Genomic DNA, 20108 nt, shown 5'->3' with positions numbered 1-20108 from the left:
AAACCGGGACATCGGCCCGCTGGGGCCCGCATCCGCTCCCCGCCGCGGCCCCGGGCTGGGAGTCTGGCCGCATGCAGCAGACTTCACCGGGAGCCCGGGTCCTCGTGGTCGACGACGATCCCACCGTCGCCGAGGTCGTCACGGGGTATCTCGAACGCGACGGCCATGTCGTCGAGCACGCGGCCGACGGCCCCTCGGCCCTGGCCCGCGCGGACGCCCGCCGGCCCGATCTCGTCGTCCTGGACCTCATGCTCCCCGGCATGGACGGGCTCGCCGTCTGCCGCGGCCTGCGCGAACGGGGCCCCGTCCCCGTCATCATGCTGACCGCGCGCGGCGAGGAGGACGACCGGATCCTGGGCCTGGAGGTCGGCGCCGACGACTATGTGACGAAGCCCTTCAGCCCGCGCGAACTGGCACTGCGGGTGCGGTCGGTGCTCCGCCGCGGCACGGCCGGCGGCGCCCCGCCGCCCGGACGGCCGCTGGCGCGGGCCGGGATCGAACTGGACCCGGCGGCACGGCGTGTCCTCCGGAACGGCACGGACGTCCCGCTCACCGTACGGGAGTTCGACCTGCTGGCCTTTCTGATGCGGCATCCCGGCCAGGCCTTCGGGCGGGAGGAGCTGATGCGGGCCGTCTGGGGCTGGGAGTTCGGCGATCTGTCGACCGTCACCGTGCACGTCCGCCGGTTGCGCGGGAAGATCGAGGCCGACCCGGCCGCGCCGCGCCTGATCACCACGGTGTGGGGTGTCGGCTACCGCTTCGACGCCCCGCCGGCGGACCCGGCCCGGACGGGGAGCGGGCCGCGGCCGTGACGGACACCCTGCTGATCGCCCTGTTCGCCTTCCTCGGCGCGGCCGCCGCCGGCCTGGCGGGCGCCCTCGTCCTGCGGCTGCTGCGCCACCGCTCGGTCGCCCTGTCGCTGACCGTCGTGGCCGCCGTGGCGGTGACCGCCATGCTGGCCGGGACGCTGGCCGTGGCCTGGGCCATGTTCCTCTCCCCGCACGACCTGTGGGTGGTGACCACGGTCTGCGCCATGGCCGCCGTGGTGTCCCTGGCCACCGCCCTCCTGCTCGGCCGCTGGGTGGTCGCCCGCAGCAACGCCCTGGCGCTCGCCGCCCGTTCCTTCGGCGAGGAGGGCGGCTTCGTCCCGCCCGAGGCGCCGGGGACGGCGGAGATCGACGCCCTGGTCCGCGAGCTGGCCGCCACCAGCGAGAAGCTGGAGGCGTCCCGGGAGCGCGAGCGGGCCCTGGAGTCCTCCCGCCGGGAACTGGTCGCCTGGATCTCGCACGACCTGCGCACCCCGCTGGCCGGGCTGCGGGCCATGGCCGAGGCGCTGGAGGACGGCATGGCGGCCGACCCGGACCGCTTCTTCCGGCAGATCCGCACCGAGGTGGACCGTCTCAACGCCATGGTCGGCGACCTCTTCGAGCTCTCCCGCATCCACGCCGGGGCGCTGCCGCTCAGCCCGGTCCGGGTGTCCGCCGCCGAGCTCGTGGGCGAGGCGCTCGACGGGGTGGGCCCGCTGGCCCGGGAGCACGGTGTGCGGCTGGTCGGCGAACGGGACGAGGCGGTGGCGTCCGACGCCGTGGCGGTCGAGGTGGACGCGCAGGCCATGTCCCGCGTCCTCGGAAACCTCATGATCAACGCCATCCGCCGGACGCCGGCCGACGGCACGGTCGCGGTGTCCGCGCGACGGGGCAGCGACGACGCCTCCGTGGTGCTCGCCGTCACCGACGGATGCGGGGGCATCCCGGAGGAGGACCTTCCCCGGGTGTTCGACACCGGCTGGCGCGGCACCCATGCCCGGACCCCTCCGGCGGGCGAGGGGCCCCCGGCGGGCGCGGGCCTCGGCCTGGCCATCGTCCGGGGCCTGGTCGAAGCACACGCGGGCCGGGCCGCCGTGCGCAACGTGCGCGGCGGCTGCCGCTTCGAGGTCACCCTGCCGGCGGCCCCGCCGTGACGGGCTCCCGCTGCGGCGCGCGGGCGAACTCGGCCATGCCCTCGGCGAATCCGACCGCGGGCCGCCAGCCGAGTTCCGTCATCAGCCGCCGCGAGGAGGCGGTGATGTGCCGCACGTCGCCCAGCCGGTACTCCCCCGTGACGACCGGCTCCGGACCACCGCAGGCGCGGGCCAGCTCGGCGGCCGTCTCGCCGATGGTGCGGGGCGTGCCGCTGCCGGTGTTGTAGGCCCGGAAGCCCCCCGCGGGGCGGCCGGGCAGCGCCTCCAGCACGGCGAGGTTGGCGGCGGCCACGTCGCGGACGTGGACGAAGTCGCGCCGCTGGCCGCCGTCCTCGAAGACCCGCGGCGCCTCCCCGCGGGCGAGGGCCGAGCGGAAGAGGGAGGCGACCCCGGCGTACGGGGTGTCGCGCGGCATCCCGGGCCCGTAGACGTTGTGGTAGCGCAGCGACACCGCGCGGCCGCCGGTGGCCCGGGCCCAGGCCGCCGCGAGATGCTCCTGGGCCAGTTTGGTGGCCGCGTAGACGTTCCGCGGATCGGCCGGCGCCTCCTCGGTGACCGGGCCGGGCTCCAGCGGCAGCCCGCACTCGGGGCAGGCGCACTCGAAGCGCCCGGCGTCGAGATCGGCCGGCGCGCGGGGGCCGGGCCGCACGGTCCCGTGCCGCGGGCAGTCGTAGCGCCCCTCGCCGTAGACCACCATCGAGCCGGCGAGCACCAGCCGGGACACCCCGGCCGCGGCCATGGCGTCCAGCAGGACGGCCGTGCCGAGGTCGTTGCAGCCCACATACTCGGGAGCGTCGGCGAAGCCCCTGCCCAGTCCCACCATCGCGGCCTGGTGGCAGACGGCCGACACACCCCGCAGGGCTCCGGCCACGGCGGCCCGGTCCCGCACGTCGGCGCGGACGGTGCCGGGCTCCGCGGCCGGCGGGCGGCCGGCGTGGGCCCGCGGATGCAGGCTGTCCAGGACGACGGGTTCGTGCCCGGCGGCGGCGAGGGCGGTGACGAGGTGCGAGCCGATGAACCCGGCTCCTCCGGTGACGAGTACGCGCATGCCGGTGACGCTAGGCGACCGGGCCGCTCAGCGGGGCGCTCCGCGCCCGGCGGTCACGGATTCGTAAGACCCGGCGCGCGGGGCCCGGCAGAAAAGCGGCCCGTCCGGTGCGACGGGGGATGCACACCGGACGGGCACAGGACCTTTCTACCGCATCACGGCCGTCTTATGCGGCAAAAACGTATTCGGTTTTACGCCAATGGCGGCCCGTTCGCGGGGGACCCCCGGCGCCCGGCCGGCCCACGCGGCGCTCCGGGCCGCACCGCGCTCGGCGCCGCACGGAGACGCCCGCCCCGTCCGCCCGGCCCCCGGACAGCAGCACGGAGCCCCCCCCACGATCGGCTGAAACCAGAGCGAACCGCCCGGTTCCGACCGTCTCCGTGACTAGGGTGAGCAACCCCCCGTCGCCGACGTTCGAGGTCAGTGTGCAGAGCGCGGAAGAGCTGGTGAGCCCGGAGCCACCGCCGTCCACATCCCCCGCCGCGAGACCCCGGGGACCCGCGTTCCGGGGCGGCCCGGCGAGCCGTGCCCTCACCGGCTTCGCCGGGCGGCTGCCGGGAACGACCACGCTGGCGGGCTGGGCCGCTGCGGCGGTCCTGGTGGTCGCCGCCTCACCGTGGGCCACCCACCCGGCGGTGCAGGCCTGGCGCACGGTGTGCGTCGCCATCGCCGTGCAGGCTCTCCCCTTCCTGCTCCTCGGCACGGCCCTGTCCGGGGCCATCAACGCCTTCGTACCGGAGCGGTGGTTCACCGGGATGCTGCCGCGCAGGCCCGCACTGGCCGTGCCGGTGGCGAGCGCGGCCGGAATGGTGCTCCCCGGCTGCGAGTGCGCCTCGGTGCCGGTGGCCGGAAGTCTCATCCGGCGCGGGGTGACCCCCGCCGTCGCGCTGGCCTTCCTGCTGTCGGCGCCCGCCGTCAACCCGATCGTGCTCACCGCCACGGCCGTGGCCTTCCCGGGCGCACCGGAGATGGTGGCGGCCCGGCTGCTGGCCTCGCTGCTGGTCTCCGCCGCCATGGGCTGGCTCTGGCTGCGGCTGGGCCGCGAGGAGTGGCTGCGGCTCCCGGCCCGCCACGGCGGGCACCGGCCGGGGCACAGCCGGTGGGAGGAGTTCCGGCTCGCCTTCCAGCACGACTTCCTGCACGCCGGGGGCTTCCTGGTGCTGGGCGCCATGGCCGCCGCCACCTTCAACGTCGTGGTGCCGCGCTCCGTGCTGGACGTGTTCGCGGACTCGGCCTGGCTCTCGGTGCTCTTCCTGGCCGGGCTGGCGGTCGTGCTGGCGGTCTGCTCCGAGGCCGACGCCTTCGTCGCCGCCTCACTGACCGGCTTCTCCCCCACCGCACGGCTGGCGTTCATGGTGGTCGGGCCGATGGTGGACGTGAAGCTGATCGCGCTCCAGTCCGGCACCTTCGGCCGGGCGTTCGCCGTCCGGTTCTCGACCGCGACCGCCGTCGTGGCCGTCACCGCGAGCGCGCTGACGGGATGGTGGCTGCTGTGAGGCGCAACGTCCAGGTGCTGCTGCTGGTGCTGTCGGGCGCGGGACTGCTGCACATCTCGCTGCTGACCGACGTCTGCCTGCGGTTCGTGAAGGAAGGGCTGCGCCCGGCGCTCGTGCTGTCGGGAGCGGCCCTGGTGCTGCTGGGCCTGGTGGCCGCGGCCAGGGACGGCTTTCCGTACGGCCGGCGGCCCCCTGCGGGCGGCCGGGACGGGGACGGCGGCCACGGGCACGGGCACGCGCGGGGCCCGGGCATCGCGTGGCTGCTCTTCTTCCCCGCCCTCAGTCTGCTGTTCTTCACCCCGCCCGCGCTGGGCGCGTACACGGCGGCCCGGGAGACCGGGGCGCCCGCCGAGGAGCCGGTGCGGCACTTCGCCCCGCTGCCCGCGGAGTCGCCCGTACGGCTGACGCTGACCGAGTTCCGGCTGCGTGCCCGGCAGGACCGGTCGCGGAGCCTGGAGGACCGCACCGTGGCGCTGATGGGATTCGTCACACCCGCGCGGGACGGAGGGTGGTTTCTGTCCCGGCTGCTGATCAGCTGCTGTGCGGCGGACTCACGGGCGGTGAAAATCAGGGTCCGCGGGGCGGTTCCGCCGGCCGCCGACTCCTGGGTGCGGGTGACCGGCCGCTGGCATCCCGGGGAGGCCCCGGAGGAGGTGGCGGTCGACGCGGAGATGGTGCGCCCGGTGCCCGAGCCGGCCAATCCCTACCGGGACTCGGCACCGCCTCCGACCAGCTGAGACACCGGTTCTCCGCGGGTGCGGTGCCCGGCTGCGGGCATTGGCGAGGCCCCGCGCACGGGGGAGAACGCGGGGCCTCACTGTTGAGAACGGATGACAGGGCGGAAAGGTTCCGGGTTCCTTGAGAACTCCTCGCGAGGTCATGGGACGGAAACCGGTGGGGAACCGGTTGTCACACCGGGCCCGTATTCTGGAGGACATGTCTACCTCTGGACCCTCTGTCCCCGCGCGTCCGGCCGCCGACCACGCGAACGCGGCGATCCGCGCGTTCGTGGCGGGCCGCACCTCGTGGTCGGCAGCCGATCTCGCGGAGCTCGACCGGCTCCGCACGGAGTGGCGGCGCGCCCTCCGGGAGGAGATCACCAGGGCCGCCTGAGCCCGTTCCCCGTCCCCCGTTCGCCCGTAATCCCCGCTGACCGGCCGGGCCGGTCAGCGGATCGGCATCCCCGACAGCGTCCGCGCGATGACCAGGCGCTGGATCTCGCTGGTCCCCTCGAAGATGGTGTAGATCGCCGCGTCCCGGTGCATCCGCTCCACCGGGTACTCCCGGGTGTAGCCGTTGCCGCCGAGGATCTGCATGGCCTGGGCGGTGACGGTCTTGGCGACCTCGCCCGCGTAGAGCTTCGACATCGAGCCCTCGGCCGCGGTGAACGGCTTGCCGGAGGCCGCCATCCAGGACGCCCGCCAGACCAGCAGCCGGGCGGCGTCGATCTGGGTGCGCATGTCGGCGAGCTGGAAGGCGACGCCCTGGTTGTCGATGATCGGGCGGCCGAACTGCACCCGGGTCCTGGCGTAGTCCAGGGCCACCTCGTACGCGGCGCGGGCGATGCCGACCGCCTGGGCGCCGACGGCCGGGCGGGATGCCTCGAAGGTGGCCATGGCCGCGTTCTTCACGCGCTCGCCGCCGCTCCTGGCGCGCTCACGGGCGCGGGCCAGCCGCTCGTCGAGCTTCTCCTTGCCGCCCAGCAGGCAGCTGCCGGGGATCCGGACGTCCTCCAGGACGACCTCCGCGGTGTGGGAGGCGCGGATGCCGTGCTTCTTGAACTTCTGGCCCTGCGAGAGGCCCTTGGTGCCCGGCGGGACGATGAAGGAGGCGTGGCCCTTGGACCCCAGCTCCGGGTCGACGACGGCCACGACGACGTGCACGTTGGCGATGCCGCCGTTGGTCGCCCAGGTCTTGGTGCCGTTGAGCACCCACTCGTCCTTGGCCTCGTCGTAGACGGCGCGGGTGCGCATGGCGGAGACGTCGGAGCCCGCGTCCGGTTCGGAGGAGCAGAAGGCGGCCACCTTGACGTCGTCGGCGTCGCCGTACATCTGGGGGACCCAGGTGCCGATCTGCTCCTCGGTGCCGTTGGCGAGCACGCCGACGGCGGCGAGGCCCGTGCCGACGATCGAGAGGCCGATGCCGGCGTCTCCCCAGAACAGCTCCTCCATCGTCATGGCGATGCCGAGACCCGTCGGGTCGAAGAACTGCTGGGCGTAGAAGTCCAGCGAGTAGAGGCCGATCTTGGCGGCCTCCTGGATGACGGGCCAGGGGGTCTCCTCGCGTTCGTCCCACTCGGCCGCGGCCGGCCGCATGACGTCCGCGGCGAAACCGTGAATCCATTCCCGGACGGCCTTCTGCTCGTCGTCGAGATCGAGCGCGAACTCTGCCATGGTCCCCTCCACCTGCTTGTTACTTGCGGTAACTATACCCTGTTACCGGCTGGTAGGCCCTGTCAAGCCCAGCCGCCCGTCCCGTCCCCGCCCGGGTGAAGTGTTACGTTGCGTCGCGGGGGGACCGAGCAGCACGGACGGGGTGGGAGAGACGCCATGGAAACCAGTCAGCGGGAAGACCAGCAGCGGGCCGCCCGTCGCCGGCGCAGGGAACTGCTGGAGGCCGCGGACCGGGTGGTGCTGCGCGACGGCCCCGGCGCCTCGATGAACGCCATCGCGGCCGAGGCCGGGATCACCAAGCCCATCCTCTACCGGCACTTCGGCGACAAGAGCGGTCTCTACCGGGCCCTGGCCGTCCGGCACACCGACGCCCTGCTCGCCGGCCTGCGCGTCGCCCTCGACGCCCCGGCGGCCGACCGCCGCGAGCGCGTGGAGCGCACCCTCGACACCTATCTTGCGGCCATCGAGTCCAGACCGCAGGTCTACCGTTTCCTCATGCACCCGGGCGAGGAGCCCGGCACCTCCGAGCAGGGCTTCGACACCCGGCACTCCGCCCCGCTGCTGCGCCGGATGGGCGAGGAACTCGCCCAGGTCATCGCCGAACGGGTCGTCCTCGGGCCCGACGGCGACGAACGGGCACGGGTCTGGGGACACGGCATCGTCGGCATGATGCACGCGGCCGGCGACTGGTGGCTGCGCGAACGCCCCCTTCCGCGCGCCCAGTTGGTACGCCACCTCGCCGACCTGCTGTGGGGGCAGCTGGCCGAGGCCGGCGACCGGGTCGGCGCCCCCGGCTTCTGACGGCCGGGCGGCTTCCGCCGGGCCGTCCGTCACGGGCCGCTCAGCAGCCCGGTCCGGCCGGGACGGGCGGAACCGCCGCCTGTGCCGCGGCCCGGTCCGGGTCCCGGTTCCACGCCGCCCGCCGGACCGCCCGCAGCGCGCGGCGGCGGCGCAGGCCCCCGACCCGGTCCAGATAGATCCCGCCGGCCAGATGGTCCGTCTCGTGCTGAAGGCAGCGCGCGAAGAAGCCGCTGCCCGTCACCCGCACCGGGGCGCCCGTGCGGTCCCGGCCCTCCACCACGGCGTGGTCCCAGCGGTCCGTCCCGGCCTCGACACCGGGCAGCGAGAGGCAGCCCTCCGGGCCGGTCACCGGCACCCCGCCGGTCTCCACCAGCCGGGGGTTGACCACATGGCCGAGATGCCGGCGGTCCTCGTCGTCCGGGCAGTCGTAGACGAACACCCGCAGCGGCACGCCGATCTGGTTCGCCGCCAGGCCGACGCCGCGCGCGGCGTACATGCTCGCGAAGAGATCCTCCACCAGCCGGGCCAGTTCCCCGTCGAAGGACCTGACCTCCGCACCGGGCGCACGCAGCACCGGATCGCCCAGCAGCCGCACCGGCCGGACGGAACCCGCACTGCCGGGGATCGCACCATGTCGCATACCGGCCAGCCTACGGAGCGGCCCGTCCGGTCCGGTACGGCGGGTAACGGCAGGGTGGCAGGTTCGGGGCCGCGGCCGGATCTCGATAGGCTGAGCGACGACCGAAGCCTCCCGGCCGGCGATTCGGCGCGGAGGGGGCGTCCCACCCGGTCGGCCGGGGGCGGGGTGCGGCGCCGGATGCGAGGAGGAGCAAGACGATGGCAGGCAACTCGGACCCGCTGTCGCCGCGGGCCAAGCTGGCCGTGACGGCGGGCAGGGCCGCGGCGGCGGCATCACGGGCGGTGGGCCGCGGCAGCGGATCGGTGATCGGCGGCAAGGTCGCGCTGCGGCTCGACCCGGATCTGCTGGCCCGGCTGGCGGGGCACTTGGACGTGATCCTGGTCTCGGCGACCAACGGCAAGACGACCACCACCCGGCTGATCGCCGAGGCGCTGCGCGCCAGCGGTCCCGTGGTGTCGAACGCGCTGGGCGCCAACATGCCCGCGGGCATCACCTCGGCGCTGGCCGGCGGCTCGGACGCCAAGTACGGCGTCATAGAGGTCGACGAGAAGTACCTCGCCGGGGTCGCGCGGGACGTCACTCCCAAGGCCATCGCCCTGCTCAACCTCTCCCGCGACCAGCTCGACCGCGCCGCCGAGACCCGGATGCTGGCCGAGAAGTGGCGCGAGGGCCTGGCCGGGAACAAGGCGACGGTCATCGCCAACTGCGACGACCCGCTGATCGCCTGGGCCGCCTCCTCCTCCCCCAACGTGGTGTGGGTCGCTGCGGGCCAGGCATGGAAGGACGACGCCTGGTCCTGCCCGTCCTGTGGCGGTGTGCTCCAGCGGCCCTCCGACGACTGGTTCTGCGCCGAGTGCGGCTTCCGCCGCCCGATGCCGAGCTGGGCGCTGGCCGGCGACCACGTGGTGGACCCGCACGGCTCGGCCTGGCCGATCCGGCTGCGGCTGCCCGGCCGGGCCAACAAGGCCAACGCCGCCACCTCCGCCGCCGTCGCCGCCCACTTCGGGGTCCCCCCGCAGGTGGCACTGGAGCGGATGTACGAGGTGCAGGCGGTCGCCGGCCGCTACGACGTGGTGCGCTTCCTGGACCGCGACCTGCGGCTGCTGCTGGCCAAGAACCCGGCCGGCTGGCTGGAGACCTTCTCCCTCATCGACCCGCCGCCCACCCCGGTGATCCTCTCCGTCAACGCCCGCGGCGCGGACGGCACCGACACCTCCTGGCTGTGGGACGTCGACTACACCCAGCTCGCCGGCCACCCGATCTTCGTCATCGGCGACCGCAAGCTGGACCTGGCCGTGCGGCTCGAGGTCGCGGGGCTCGACTTCCGCGTCTGCGAGAACGTCGACGAGGCCGTGCGGCAGGCACCGCCCGGGCGCATCGAGGTGATCGCCAACTACACGGCCTTCCAGGACCTGCGCCGCCGCGTGGGCAACTGACCCCGCCCCGACCCCCTTGAGGAATGCGAGCATGAGCGACAGCAGCCTGCGCCTGGTCTGGGTCTACCCGGACCTGCTGAGCACGTACGGCGACCAGGGCAACGCCCTGGTGGTGGAGCGGCGGGCCCGCCAGCGGGGCCTGGAGGTCTCCCGTGTGGACGTCCGCAGCGACCAGCCGGTGCCCACCTCCGGCGACATCTACCTGATCGGCGGCGGCGAGGACCGGCCGCAGCGGCTGGCGGCCGAACGGCTGCGCCGTGACGGCGGCCTGAGCCGGGCCGTCTCCAACGGTGCGATCGTCTTCTCCGTCTGCGCCGGCTACCAGATCCTGGGCCACGAGTTCATCAACGACCTCGGCGAGAAGGAGCCGGGGCTGGGCCTGCTGGACGTGGTCAGCACCCGCGGCGAGGCCGCCCGGTGCGTCGGCGACGTCCTGGCCGACATCGACGCCCGGCTGAACCTGCCGCCGCTGACGGGCTTCGAGAACCACCAGGGCGTCACCCACCTCGGTCCCACGGCACGGCCGTTCGCCACGGTGCGCTTCGGCAACGGCAACGGCACGGGGGACGGCACGGAGGGCGCGTACAACGACACGGTCTTCGGCACGTACATGCACGGCCCCGTGCTGGCCCGCAATCCGCAGATCGCCGACCTGCTGCTCAAGCTGGCCCTCGACGTGAACGCGCTGCCGCCGACCGACGACCGCTGGTACGAGGCGCTGCGCCAGGAGCGGATCGCCGCGGCGACCCAGCCCGCCTGAGCCGGGCCGTACGGCCACCGGGCCGGCCGCCGGGAGTCCCGGACGGCCGGCCGCCGGTTCCGGGGAAGGAGGCCGGTCGACGGCCGGATGAACAGTGCGGTCCGCTCCTCGGACAACGCTCCGCCCCGCCACCCCGCGCTTGTAGGGTGGCGGGGATCCAACCGGACGACGGCGTCCGGTCTCCGGTTGAGTTGCAGAGGTTGGGATACGCCATGCGTATTGGTGTGCTCACGTCCGGCGGCGACTGCCCCGGTCTGAACGCCGTCATCCGCTCGGTCGTGCACCGCGCCGTCGCGGACCACGGCGACGAGGTCATCGGATTCAACGACGGCTGGAAGGGCCTGCTGGAGGCCGACTACCGCACGCTGGACCTGGACGCCGTGAGCGGCATCCTCGCCCGCGGCGGCACCATCCTCGGCTCGTCGCGCGTCCAGCCGGCCCACCTGGTGGACGGCGTGGAACGGGCCCGCGGCCATGTCGAGGAGCTCGGTCTGGACGCCGTCATCCCGATCGGCGGCGAGGGCACGCTCAAGGCGGCGCGGCTGCTCTCCGACGCCGGGCTGCCGATCGTCGGGGTGCCCAAGACGATCGACAACGACATCGCCGGCACCGACGTCACCTTCGGGTTCGACACCGCGGTGGGCGTCGCCACCGAGGCGCTGGACCGGCTCAAGACCACCGCCGAGTCCCACCAGCGGGTGCTGATCGTCGAGGTCATGGGCCGGCACACCGGCTGGATCGCGCTGCACTCCGGCATGGCGGCCGGGGCCCACGCCATCGTCGTCCCCGAGCGGCCCTTCGACATCGACGAGCTGACCGCCCGCGTCGGAAAGCGCTTCCTGGCCGGCAAGAAGTTCGCGATCGTCGTCGTCGCCGAGGGCGCCAAGCCCCGCGAGGGATCGATGGACTTCGACATCGGCGGCAAGGACATCTACGGACACGAGCGGTTCGCCGGTGTCGCCCGGCAGCTCTCCACCGAGCTGGAACACCGGCTCGGCAAGGAGGCCCGCCCGGTCATCCTCGGCCACGTCCAGCGCGGCGGCACCCCCACCGCGTACGACCGGGTGCTGGCCACCCGCTTCGGCTGGCACGCCGTGGAGGCCGTGCACCGCCGGGAGTTCGGGAGGATCACCGCGCTGCGGGGCACCGACATCCGGCTGATCCCGATAGCCGAGGCGGTGGAGTCCCTCAAGACCGTGCCGCGGGAGCGGTACGCCGAGGCCGAGACCGTGCTGTAGACCGGCGCCGGGACGCTCCGGAACGCCCCCGGCCGGGGTCCCGGCCGGGGGCGGTTCTACTCTGGTGGCTGCGGAGGGCGCGGATCGCGCGGAACCCCCGCGAAAGCGGTATTCCCGCGCACGAGGAGAGAGCGGATGGACCACGGCGAACACGGCATGATCATGGATCTGCCGCCCTTCACCCTCGGCCGGGGCCTGGAGTTCACGGGCGACCCGTTCTTCCTCGCCACCTGCCTGGTGGCGCTGGCCCTCTACGGCTGGGCCGTGCTCCGGCTGCGGCAGCGCGGCGACGCCTGGCCGATGGCCCGCACGGTCGCCTGGGTCGCGGGCCTGGCGAGCATCGTGCTGGTGATGTCCACCGGGCTCAACGAGTACGGCATGGTCATGTTCAGCGTGCACATGGTGCAGCACATGGTGATCAGCATGGTCTCGCCGATCCTGCTGCTGCTCGGCGCGCCGGTCACGCTGGCGCTGCGGGCCCTGCCCACCGCGCCGCGCGGGCACAAGGGCCCGCGCGAGCTACTGGTGGCGCTGCTGCACAGCCGCTATGTGCGGATCATCTCGCACCCGGCGTTCACCATCCCGATGTTCATCGCCAGCCTGTACGGGCTCTACTTCACCCCGCTCTTCGACTGGCTGATGGGCAGCTCGGCCGGGCACATCGCGATGATGGTCCACTTCCTGGCGGTGGGTCTGGCCTTCTTCTGGCCGATCATGGGGGTGGACCCGGGACCGCACCGTCCCGGCTACGTCATGCGGATGCTGGAGCTCTTCGCCGGGATGCCGTTCCACGCGTTCTTCGGCATCGCGCTGATGATGGCGACCGCGCCGATGGTCGGGACGTACGCCGATCCGCCCGTCACGCTGGGGCTCGACGCGCTGGCCGACCAGCAGGCCGCGGGCGGCATCGCCTGGGCGTTCAGCGAGATCCCCTCGGTGATCGTGCTGGTGGCCCTGCTCTACCAGTGGCACGGCTCGGAGGAGCGGCAGGCCCGGCGCTCCGACCGGGCCGCGGACCGCGACGGCGACCGGGAGCTGGCCGACTACAACGCCTACCTGGCGTCACTCTCATCACGCGGTCGGTAGCGGGGGAGGCCGCTTCCGGGTGACGATGGTCTCCTGGCCGCGGTCCCGCGTCCGCGCGCGGAGACCGCCGGGAGGAGGATGCGGCATGCCCGGATCGGTGAAGGCGATGACGATCGCCACAGTGGCCGCCCTGGTCGTGGTGACCGCGTACACGGCGGCCCTCGGCGGCAGCGGCTGGCTGTGGTTCGGCTGGATCGTGCTGGCCGGGGTCACGGCCGCCACGGTGGCCCTCCGGAGCCGGTGAGGCCCGCGCGGCGGCGCACGGGACTCCCGGACCCCCCGGTCGTCCCCGGTGCGGACAGCGGGCGACGAGGTCCAGGGGTGAGCCGTCCGGTGACCGGCCGGGCAGGGGTTCGAACAGGTGGTCTGCCGCGAGTGCTCATCGGACCAGCGGCTCGGGACGTCCGTGGCGGAGCGCCGCGCGGGATGTTGCGTGGGAGAACGCTCCCGGCCGGCCCGGCGCGGCAGTGCCCCGCCCCCGGTTCCGCACGGCGCGGGAACGGGGAACGGGGCGGGATCAGTCGCGGGGCAGCAGGGTTCCCAGGGGGCCCAGATCGAGGTTGAGGTCCTCGGGGCGCAGCCCGAACCGTTCGCGGAGTTCGGCCATCCGCTCCTCCAGCGGCATCAGGGGCGTCCCGGTCCGCGATCCGTTCCCGGAGCGCCTGGTTCTCCCCGGCTGGACGGTCCTGCTGGGCCCGGGGGGGGGAGAGCGCGGGGTCCGTCTCCCACCAGGTGATCCCGGCCTTGCGGGCCGTGTCGGCGGAGGAGAGGACACCGCGCAGGGCGGCGAGGAAGAGGAGCCGGAGAAGGGGCCCGAGGGAGAAGAGGGAGAGGAAGAGGGTCCCGGGGCCGGGAGGAAGACGAGCCCGCCGGGGAGGCGGGGCGGCGGCCCCGCAGGCCGGGGGACGGCCCGCGGGAGGGACCGGACGGGCCCCCGAGCCGGATCAGCGGAAACTGCCTTGGGCGTCCACGGTTTCGGGAAGCCCCCTCAGGTCACGCGGAAGGCGTTGTCGTCGTGAGGCATGGAGGAACGAACGATGGACCAGGCCCGTCAGCCGCACCCCCTTCCCGGCCGGCCCGGCGGCGAGGCGCCCCCGGTGGAGGAGCCCACCGAGCCTCGCGAGCCCCTGCCGCCCAAGCACGACCAGCACGGCCCGGAAACCGTCGGCCCCACGGGGCGGGCCACCGGCGCTGACCGCGCGACGATGGCGCAGGACGGCGCGTATCTCACCACCGCCCAGGGACTCCGGTTGCCGGACACCGACCACTCCCTGAAGGCGGGGGCGCGGGGACCGGTCCTGCTGCGGGACCACCATCTGCGGGAGAAGATCACCCACTTCGACCACGAGCGCATCCCGGAGCGTGTGGTGCATGCCCGCGGCGCCGCCGCCCACGGGGTGTTCCGGGGGTACGGCACAGCGGCGGGCGTGACGAAGGCGGCCTTCCTGGCCAAGGACGCCGAGACGCCGGTCTTCGTCCGGTTCTCCACCGTGCTCGGCTCCCGGGGCTCCGCGGACACCGTCCGGGACACCCGGGGCTTCGCCACGAAGTTCTACACCGGCGAAGGCGTCTTCGACCTGGTCGGGAACAACATCCCGGTGTTCTTCATCCAGGACGCCGTCAAGTTCCCCGACATCATCCACGCCGGCAAGCCGCATCCGGACCGCGAGATCCCGCAGGCGCAGAGCGCGCACGACACCTTCTGGGACTTCGTCTCGCTGCACACCGAGGCCACCCACCACACGCTGTGGAACATGTCGGACCGCGGCATCCCGCGCTCCTACCGCATGATGGAGGGCTTCGGCATCCACACCTTCCGGCTGGTCGACGCCTCGGGCGGCACCACCCTGGTGAAGTTCCACTGGAAGCCGAAGCTGGGAGCGCACTCCCTGGTCTGGGAGGAGGCGCAGATCACGGGCGGGGCCGACCCCGACTTCCACCGGCGCGACCTCGCCGACGCGATCGAGGCCGGCGCCTTCCCGCAGTGGGAGCTCGGCATCCAGACCTTCCCCGACACGCCCGAGCAGACGTTCGCGGGCATCGACCTGCTGGACCCGACGAAGATCGTGCCGGAGGAGCTGGCACCGGTGCAGCCGGTCGGTCTGATGACCCTGGACGCCAACCCCTCGAACTACTTCGCCGAGACGGAGCAGGTGGCCTTCCACCCGGGCCATCTGGTCCCGGGCATCGACGTCACCGACGACCCCTTGCTCGCCGGGCGGCTCTTCTCGTACCTCGACACCCAGATCTCCCGGCTGGGCGGCCCCAACTTCGCGCAGATCCCCGTCAACCGCCCGCACGCGCCGGTCAACGACATGCTGCGGGACGGGATGCACCAGACCGCCGTGCACCGGGGGGTGGCGCCGTACCGGCCCAACTCCCTCGACGGCGGCTGCCCGTTCACCGCCGGGGCGGACGCGGGCGGCTACACCGAGGTGCCGGTGGAGGTGCCGGCCGCGCCGCGGGGGCGGGAGGCACCGGCCTCCTTCGCCGACCACTTCAGCCAGCCGCGGCAGTTCTGGCTGAGCCTCTCACCGGTCGAGCGCGAGCATGTGATCGCCGCGTACACCTTCGAGCTGAGCAAGTGTTACGAGAACGCGGTCAAGGAACGGGTCCTGCGCACGCTGGCCGCGATCGACCCCCGGCTCTGCCGGGAGGTCGCGAACGGACTCGGGCTGCCCGCGCCGGAGCCGTCGGAACCGCTGGCGGAGGTGGAGCCCAGCCCGGCGCTGTCCCAGGTCGGGCAGGAGTGGCCGGTCGCGGGGCGGGTCATCGGCATCGTCACCGGCGAGAGCGGTGACCTGGACTCCGTGCGGGCAGTCCGGCAGGCGGTGTTCGACCAGGGCATGGTGCCGCTGGTCATCGCTCCCCGGGGCGGCGTGCTGGAGGACGGGGCCGGGGAGCCGGTCACCGTCCAGCGCACGTTCGCCAACGCCCGTTCCGTCGAGTTCGACGCCCTGCTGCTGGCCGGAGCCCCCGCCGCGGGGGCGGACGCCCACGGAGCGCGGGACGCCAAGGCCGGGAACGGCGGCGCCGGCGCGCCGGTCGACCCCCGGGTGCTGCTGATGACCGCCGAGGCCTACCGGCACGCCAAGGCCGTCGGCGGCTGGGCGGACGCCGGGCGGGTCTGGGAGGCGGCGGGCATCGACCCGGGCGCCCACGGGGTGGTCGGCGGCGACAACGGCCGTGACGTCCTGGACGGCGTCGTCCGGCTGCTGGCCCGGCACCGGGTGTGGGACCGCTTCCCCGCCACGGTCTGAGCCGCAATCTGCCCGGCTCCGCCGCCGTGCCCGCCCGTCCGGTGGGCGGGCGGGCACGGCGGCATTGCTGACGCCCCGTGAACCAGTGCCGAAGGCCCCTGAAAGGGGGCCGGTCAGGAGTGGTCACGCGCGGCCACACCTGCCCATAAACTGGTTCCCTTCCTTTCACCCTGGACCTCACGGGGCGCAGCCCAGGGCCGATACGGTGCAGTCGGGAGCCGACCTGTGTTCTATTACGTGCTCAAGTACGTGCTTCTCGGGCCGTTGCTGAGGCTGACGTTCCGCCCTCGTATCCAGGGCCTGGAGCATGTGCCCGAGAACGGGGCCGCGATCGTCGCCGGCAACCACCTGTCCTTCTCGGACCACTTCCTGATGCCGGCCATCCTCCGCCGCCGCATCACCTTCCTCGCCAAGGCGGAGTACTTCACGGGTCCCGGGATCAAGGGCCGGCTGACCGCCGCCTTCTTCCGCAGCATCGGCCAGATCCCGGTGGACCGGTCGGGCAGGAAGGCCGGGCAGGCCGCGATCGCCGAAGGGCTCAAGGTGCTGGAAAGCGGCGAGCTGCTCGGGATCTATCCGGAGGGGACGCGCTCGCACGACGGCCGGCTCTACAAGGGCCGCGTCGGGGTGGCCGTGATGGCGATCCGGGCGGGGGTGCCGGTGGTGCCGTGCGCCATGCAGGGGACGTTCGAGATCCAGCCGCCGGGGCGCCGGCTGCCGCGGCCGGGCCGGGTGACGATCCGCTTCGGGAAGCCCATGGACTTCTCCCGGTTCGCGGTCATGGACGGCGAACGGGCGGTGCTGCGCGCCGTGACCGACGAGATCATGTACGAGATCATGAAGCTCTCGGGCCAGGAGTACGTGGACCGCTACGCGAACGAGGCCAAGGCGGAGCAGAAGGGCCGGCCGGGCACCCGGGGCTGACCGGTCCCGCGCCCACCGGTCCGGCGCCCACCGGTCCCGCGCCCACCGGTCCCGCGGCCGCCCGGCCACGGCCCGCACGGCGGACACGCACCGTGATCCCGCTGGTCCCCCGTGATCGCCGCCCGCGCGCGGTGGGCCTCCGTCCGGCCCGCGGCCCGGATCGCCCCGCGCGGCCGCCCCGCTCGGCGTGGCCGGGCCGGTCTCCGCCACCGCCCCGCTGGAGCAGTGGCTCCGGCGCCGGCGCCGGCACGTTGGCCTGATGCCTCGTCAGTTGCGATGCCGCCCGGGCGGACCGCCCGGGCCCGGCCCCGGGCCCCCGTGCTCCGCCGCGATGCCGAACCGGCTCCGTTCGCCCGCAGCGGACGGGAGACCGGGGCGGAGGGCCGACACCGTACTGACCACCGGCTCCTCCGCGGCAACCTCCTCCGCCTCCAGAAGCTGCAGGTCAGCGGCTGACACCAGGGCCACCAGGGGCTTGCCGTGCCGCGTCACGACCACGCGCTCACCGCCGTAGACGACGCGGTTGATCAACTCGGCCAGCTCCGCGCGGGCTTGCGTCACCGGAATCTCATACGCCATGCTCCCCATCGTACGAGACGTACAGGACGTACATTTTTGCCAGAGCGGTGATCACGAACAACGGAAGAAAACGGAAGAAGGGGAGCAGCCGTGGAGTCTCCGACCGCCCGCTACGTGCTGCCGCAGTTCACCGAGCGCACCAGTCGCGGGACCCGCACGCTCGATCCGTACTCCCGGCTTCTGGAGGAGCGCATCGTCCTCCTCGGCACCGAGATCGACGAGACCTCCGCCAACGACGTCATCGCACAGCTGGTGCACCTGGAGCACGACGCCCCCGGCCGGGACATCGCCCTGTACATCAACTCTCCCGGCGGCTCGCTCACCGCGATGACCGCCGTGTACGACACGATGCTCTTCGTCGGCTGCGCCATCGAGACGATCTGCCTGGGGCAGGCGGCGGAGGAAGCCGCCGTGCTGCTCGCCGCGGGTGAGCCCGGCCGGCGCCTGATGCTCCCGGGTTCCCGTGCCGTGCTGCGGCAACCGTCCCTGCCCGAGCCCGTGGAGGGGCAGGTGGACGATCTGGAGATCAGGGCCCGTGAGGCGGGCCGAGCCCGCGCCGTGCTGGAGGGGATGCTGGTGCGGCACACCGGGCAGTCCGCCGATCGCGTCGCCGCGGACATCGAGCGGGACAGGATCTTCACCGCCGGCGAGGCCGTCGCCCACGGCCTCGCCGACAGGATCGTCGAGAACCGCGAGGGTTCCGCCGCCGCCACGAGCCGGAGGTGAGCCGTGCCGCTGCCCGAACTGCCGCCGCTCCCCGCTCTCACCCGCGCCGAAGGAGAGCTGATCGACCGTTACCTGGAGGCGGTCGATCTGCTGGGACGGATCAATCCGGCCCGCGGGTCCGACACCTACGGCGGTCTGCGTGCGGCGCAGGCCCTGGTCGACCGCGCCGTCCGGCTGCGCGACGCGCTCTCCCTGATGCACGACCGCGGCGAGACGGAACTGCATACGACGACCCTGGGCCGGGCCCTGCGCGTGCTCGACGGGGAGCGCCGGACACGCCGCGTCACCCTCCCGCCGGAGAACCGCGCCTGACGGGACGCGCGGGCGTCACACCTGGCCGTTGAGGGGCCGGAGGGGTCGCCGGATGGACCCGGTCGGGGCGGAAGGGGGACGTTCCGCATGACGCCGGCTGACCGCCGGACCGCCCCCGCCCGACCGCCCCCGCCGGACGGGCCGGCCCGGCGGTCAGCCCTCGGGCGCCGCCGCGACGATGACGGCCACCGCCCGGTCGACCTGCTCCTCCGTCAGGTCGGCGCGGGCGGTGAGCCGCAGCCGTGAGACGCCGTCGGGCACGGACGGCGGGCGGAAGCAGCCCACCGCCAGCCCGCCGGTCCGGCAGTCCGCCGCCCAGCGCAGCGCCGCCTCCGGGGAGGGCGCCCGGACGGACACCACCGCCGCGTCCGGGCGCACGGACGCCAGACCGGCCGCCGTCAGCCGCTCGTGCAGCGCGGCGGCGACGGTGCGGGCCCGGGCCGCCCGTTCGGGCTCCCGGCGCAGCAGCCGCAGGGCGGCGAGCGCCGCCCCGGCGGCTGCGGGCGCGAGTCCGGTGTCGAAGATGAACGCCCGTGCCGTGTTGACGAGATGCTCGATCACGCGGGCCGGACCCAGCACGGCACCGCCCTGGCTGCCCAGGGACTTGGACAGGGTGACGGTGGCGACCGTGTCCGCCGAGCCCGCGAGCCCGGCGGCGTGCGCGGCTCCGCGCCCGCCCGCTCCCAGCACCCCCAGCCCGTGGGCGTCGTCGACGACGAGGGCCGCACCGTGCTCGCGGCAGACGGCGGCGAGCCGGTCGAGCGGCGCGGCGTCGCCGTCGACGGAGAAGACCGTGTCGGTGAGGGCGACCGCCCGGCCCCCGTGCCCGTCGAGCGCCTTGGCCACGGCCTCGGGATCGGTGTGCGGGACGACGGCGGTGCCGGCCCGGGAGAGCCGGCAGCCGTCGATGAGCGAGGCGTGGTTGGCGGCGTCGGAGACGATCAGGGTGCCCCGCCCGGTGAGCGCCGTGACCGCGGCGAGGTTGGCCGCGTAACCGGAGGACAGGACGAGTGCGGCCTCGAAGCCGCAGAAGTCCGCCAGTTCGGCCTCCAGTTCGGCGTGGAGCCCGGTGCTGCCGGTCACCAGCCGGGAACCCGTCGCACCGGCCCCCCACACCCGGGCCGCGTCCGCGGCCGCGGCGGTCACCGCGGGGTGACGGGCCAGCCCGAGGTAGTCGTTGGACGCCAGATCGAGCAACGGGGACGCGGCGGGACGGGGGCGCAGCGCGCGGACGAGACCCGCCCGCCGCCGGGCGGCCGCCTCCTCGTCGATCCATCCGAACGGATCCCGGGCGTCCTGGTCCTGGGGCATCGGCCATCCTCGCGTCTGTTGGGTCTGCCCAAAACCTAGCCCGGCTACGGGCGGGACACGGTGTGGCGATACACACACCCGGATCCGGCCGTGTTGTGGGATCCCTCCTTGGCCGCGGCCCCTCCGGTAGGCAAGGAT

The 20108-nt window shown here is 74.0% G+C and carries 20 protein-coding genes and 1 pseudogene; 15 read left to right on the top strand and 6 right to left on the bottom strand.

The window, feature by feature from the left end:
• Positions 1–71 precede the first annotated feature (71 nt).
• Together KBZ10_RS23525 and KBZ10_RS23520 are read left to right on the top strand one after the other, a co-directional pair.
• On the top strand, positions 72–812 hold the full coding sequence (locus KBZ10_RS23525; RefSeq protein ID WP_210989704.1) for a response regulator transcription factor: 741 nt from the start codon (positions 72–74) through the stop codon (positions 810–812).
• Positions 809–1960: a sensor histidine kinase KdpD gene (locus KBZ10_RS23520; protein WP_210989703.1), complete on the top strand. Its 1152-nt coding sequence runs from the start codon at positions 809–811 to the stop codon at positions 1958–1960. Before KBZ10_RS23525 ends, KBZ10_RS23520 begins: the two co-directional genes overlap by 4 nt.
• Here KBZ10_RS23520 and KBZ10_RS23515 read toward each other — a convergent pair.
• Positions 1935–3008, bottom strand: coding sequence for an NAD(P)-dependent oxidoreductase (locus KBZ10_RS23515; RefSeq protein ID WP_210989702.1), 1074 nt, complete (start codon positions 3006–3008; stop codon positions 1935–1937). The two genes, KBZ10_RS23520 and KBZ10_RS23515, sit on opposite strands and share 26 nt — an antisense overlap.
• Before the next feature lie 569 nt (positions 3009–3577).
• On the opposite strand from KBZ10_RS23515, the gene KBZ10_RS23510 reads away from it, so the two are divergent.
• The 3 genes from KBZ10_RS23510 to KBZ10_RS23500 all read left to right on the top strand — a co-directional run bounded on the left by KBZ10_RS23510 (position 3578) and on the right by KBZ10_RS23500 (position 5617).
• Positions 3578–4504 (top strand): permease, encoded by a 927-nt coding sequence (locus KBZ10_RS23510; RefSeq protein WP_374223404.1) that lies wholly within the window; start codon positions 3578–3580, stop codon positions 4502–4504.
• A complete protein-coding gene (locus tag KBZ10_RS23505; protein ID WP_210989701.1) occupies positions 4501–5241 on the top strand; it encodes a TIGR03943 family protein in 741 nt (246 codons plus the stop codon). The genes KBZ10_RS23510 and KBZ10_RS23505 overlap by 4 nt, the downstream gene beginning before the upstream one ends.
• A 199-nt stretch (positions 5242–5440) precedes the next feature.
• Positions 5441–5617 carry a hypothetical protein gene (locus tag KBZ10_RS23500; protein WP_167343588.1) on the top strand — a complete coding sequence of 59 codons (177 nt, stop codon included), beginning with the start codon at positions 5441–5443 and terminating at the stop codon, positions 5615–5617.
• Positions 5618–5670: 53 nt separating this feature from the next.
• Here KBZ10_RS23500 and KBZ10_RS23495 read toward each other — a convergent pair whose 3' ends face one another.
• A complete protein-coding gene (locus KBZ10_RS23495; protein ID WP_210989700.1) occupies positions 5671–6897 on the bottom strand; it encodes an acyl-CoA dehydrogenase family protein in 1227 nt (408 codons plus the stop codon).
• A gap of 156 nt (positions 6898–7053) precedes the next feature.
• Here KBZ10_RS23495 and KBZ10_RS23490 point away from each other — a divergent pair, with 156 nt between their 5' ends.
• Positions 7054–7698 (top strand): TetR family transcriptional regulator, encoded by a 645-nt coding sequence (locus tag KBZ10_RS23490; RefSeq protein ID WP_210989699.1) that lies wholly within the window; start codon positions 7054–7056, stop codon positions 7696–7698.
• Positions 7699–7738: 40 nt separating this feature from the next.
• Here the strand turns inward: KBZ10_RS23490 and def are convergent, their stop codons facing one another.
• Entirely contained in the window at positions 7739–8338 is a 600-nt protein-coding gene (gene def / locus KBZ10_RS23485; protein WP_210989698.1) for a peptide deformylase, read from the bottom strand.
• A 197-nt stretch (positions 8339–8535) separates the two neighbouring features.
• On the opposite strand from def, the gene KBZ10_RS23480 reads away from it, so the two are divergent.
• The 5 genes from KBZ10_RS23480 (at position 8536) to KBZ10_RS23460 (ending at position 13102) form a co-directional block, all read left to right on the top strand.
• A complete protein-coding gene (locus tag KBZ10_RS23480; protein ID WP_210989697.1) occupies positions 8536–9774 on the top strand; it encodes a MurT ligase domain-containing protein in 1239 nt (412 codons plus the stop codon).
• 31 nt (positions 9775–9805) lie between these two features.
• Positions 9806–10534, top strand: coding sequence for a type 1 glutamine amidotransferase (locus tag KBZ10_RS23475; RefSeq protein ID WP_210989696.1), 729 nt, complete (start codon positions 9806–9808; stop codon positions 10532–10534).
• 212 nt (positions 10535–10746) lie between these two features.
• The gene (locus KBZ10_RS23470) at positions 10747–11772 is read left to right on the top strand and encodes a 6-phosphofructokinase (RefSeq protein WP_210989695.1); all 1026 of its coding nucleotides are present in this window, start codon (positions 10747–10749) and stop codon (positions 11770–11772) included.
• 135 nt (positions 11773–11907) lie between these two features.
• Positions 11908–12858, top strand: a complete 951-nt coding sequence (locus KBZ10_RS23465; protein ID WP_210989694.1) for a cytochrome c oxidase assembly protein — start codon at positions 11908–11910, stop codon at positions 12856–12858.
• Between the two features lie 85 nt (positions 12859–12943).
• On the top strand, positions 12944–13102 hold the full coding sequence (locus KBZ10_RS23460) for a hypothetical protein (protein ID WP_210989693.1): 159 nt from the start codon (positions 12944–12946) through the stop codon (positions 13100–13102).
• A gap of 273 nt (positions 13103–13375) precedes the next feature.
• Here the strand turns inward: KBZ10_RS23460 and gvpK are convergent.
• Positions 13376–13501, bottom strand: a pseudogene (gvpK, locus tag KBZ10_RS23455) (gas vesicle protein GvpK); the annotation flags it as partial.
• A gap of 394 nt (positions 13502–13895) precedes the next feature.
• On the opposite strand from gvpK, the gene KBZ10_RS23450 reads away from it, so the two are divergent.
• Complete coding sequence (locus KBZ10_RS23450) at positions 13896–16118, top strand: catalase (RefSeq protein WP_247702847.1); 2223 nt, start codon at positions 13896–13898, stop codon at positions 16116–16118.
• Between the two features lie 225 nt (positions 16119–16343).
• Positions 16344–17042: a 1-acyl-sn-glycerol-3-phosphate acyltransferase gene (locus tag KBZ10_RS23445; RefSeq protein ID WP_210989691.1), complete on the top strand. Its 699-nt coding sequence runs from the start codon at positions 16344–16346 to the stop codon at positions 17040–17042.
• A 267-nt stretch (positions 17043–17309) separates the two neighbouring features.
• On the opposite strand, the gene KBZ10_RS23440 is transcribed toward KBZ10_RS23445, so the two are convergent.
• The gene (locus KBZ10_RS23440; RefSeq protein ID WP_210989690.1) at positions 17310–17621 is read right to left on the bottom strand and encodes a type II toxin-antitoxin system Phd/YefM family antitoxin; all 312 of its coding nucleotides are present in this window, start codon (positions 17619–17621) and stop codon (positions 17310–17312) included.
• Positions 17622–17711: 90 nt separating this feature from the next.
• On the opposite strand from KBZ10_RS23440, the gene KBZ10_RS23435 reads away from it, so the two are divergent.
• Together KBZ10_RS23435 and KBZ10_RS23430 are read left to right on the top strand one after the other, a co-directional pair.
• Positions 17712–18347, top strand: a complete 636-nt coding sequence (locus KBZ10_RS23435) for an ATP-dependent Clp protease proteolytic subunit (RefSeq protein ID WP_210989689.1) — start codon at positions 17712–17714, stop codon at positions 18345–18347.
• A 3-nt stretch (positions 18348–18350) separates the two neighbouring features.
• Positions 18351–18659, top strand: coding sequence for a hypothetical protein (locus KBZ10_RS23430; RefSeq protein WP_210989688.1), 309 nt, complete (start codon positions 18351–18353; stop codon positions 18657–18659).
• Between the two features lie 153 nt (positions 18660–18812).
• Here the strand turns inward: KBZ10_RS23430 and KBZ10_RS23425 are convergent, their stop codons facing one another.
• On the bottom strand, positions 18813–19970 hold the full coding sequence (locus KBZ10_RS23425; RefSeq protein ID WP_210989687.1) for an 8-amino-7-oxononanoate synthase: 1158 nt from the start codon (positions 19968–19970) through the stop codon (positions 18813–18815).
• Positions 19971–20108: the final 138 nt, after the last annotated feature.

The sequence above is a fragment of the Streptomyces sp. F63 genome, assembly GCF_018070345.1.
Taxonomy (GTDB): Bacteria; Actinomycetota; Actinomycetes; order Streptomycetales; family Streptomycetaceae; genus Streptomyces.
The sequence above is the reverse complement of the archived record's forward strand: the minus strand, read 5'-3'. Positions and strand labels throughout refer to the sequence as shown.

Coding starts and splice junctions, on each gene's coding strand:
- KBZ10_RS23425 (WP_210989687.1), bottom strand. CDS start 19,970: ATGCCCCAGGACCAGGACGCCCGGGATCCGTTCGGATGGATCGACGAG.
- KBZ10_RS23475 (WP_210989696.1), top strand. CDS start 9,806: ATGAGCGACAGCAGCCTGCGCCTGGTCTGGGTCTACCCGGACCTGCTG.
- KBZ10_RS23450 (WP_247702847.1), top strand. CDS start 13,896: ATGGACCAGGCCCGTCAGCCGCACCCCCTTCCCGGCCGGCCCGGCGGC.
- KBZ10_RS23525 (WP_210989704.1), top strand. CDS start 72: ATGCAGCAGACTTCACCGGGAGCCCGGGTCCTCGTGGTCGACGACGAT.
- KBZ10_RS23440 (WP_210989690.1), bottom strand. CDS start 17,621: ATGGCGTATGAGATTCCGGTGACGCAAGCCCGCGCGGAGCTGGCCGAG.
- KBZ10_RS23465 (WP_210989694.1), top strand. CDS start 11,908: ATGGACCACGGCGAACACGGCATGATCATGGATCTGCCGCCCTTCACC.
- KBZ10_RS23500 (WP_167343588.1), top strand. CDS start 5,441: ATGTCTACCTCTGGACCCTCTGTCCCCGCGCGTCCGGCCGCCGACCAC.
- KBZ10_RS23470 (WP_210989695.1), top strand. CDS start 10,747: ATGCGTATTGGTGTGCTCACGTCCGGCGGCGACTGCCCCGGTCTGAAC.
- KBZ10_RS23460 (WP_210989693.1), top strand. CDS start 12,944: ATGCCCGGATCGGTGAAGGCGATGACGATCGCCACAGTGGCCGCCCTG.
- def (WP_210989698.1), bottom strand. CDS start 8,338: ATGCGACATGGTGCGATCCCCGGCAGTGCGGGTTCCGTCCGGCCGGTG.
- KBZ10_RS23490 (WP_210989699.1), top strand. CDS start 7,054: ATGGAAACCAGTCAGCGGGAAGACCAGCAGCGGGCCGCCCGTCGCCGG.
- KBZ10_RS23480 (WP_210989697.1), top strand. CDS start 8,536: ATGGCAGGCAACTCGGACCCGCTGTCGCCGCGGGCCAAGCTGGCCGTG.
- KBZ10_RS23515 (WP_210989702.1), bottom strand. CDS start 3,008: ATGCGCGTACTCGTCACCGGAGGAGCCGGGTTCATCGGCTCGCACCTC.
- KBZ10_RS23495 (WP_210989700.1), bottom strand. CDS start 6,897: ATGGCAGAGTTCGCGCTCGATCTCGACGACGAGCAGAAGGCCGTCCGG.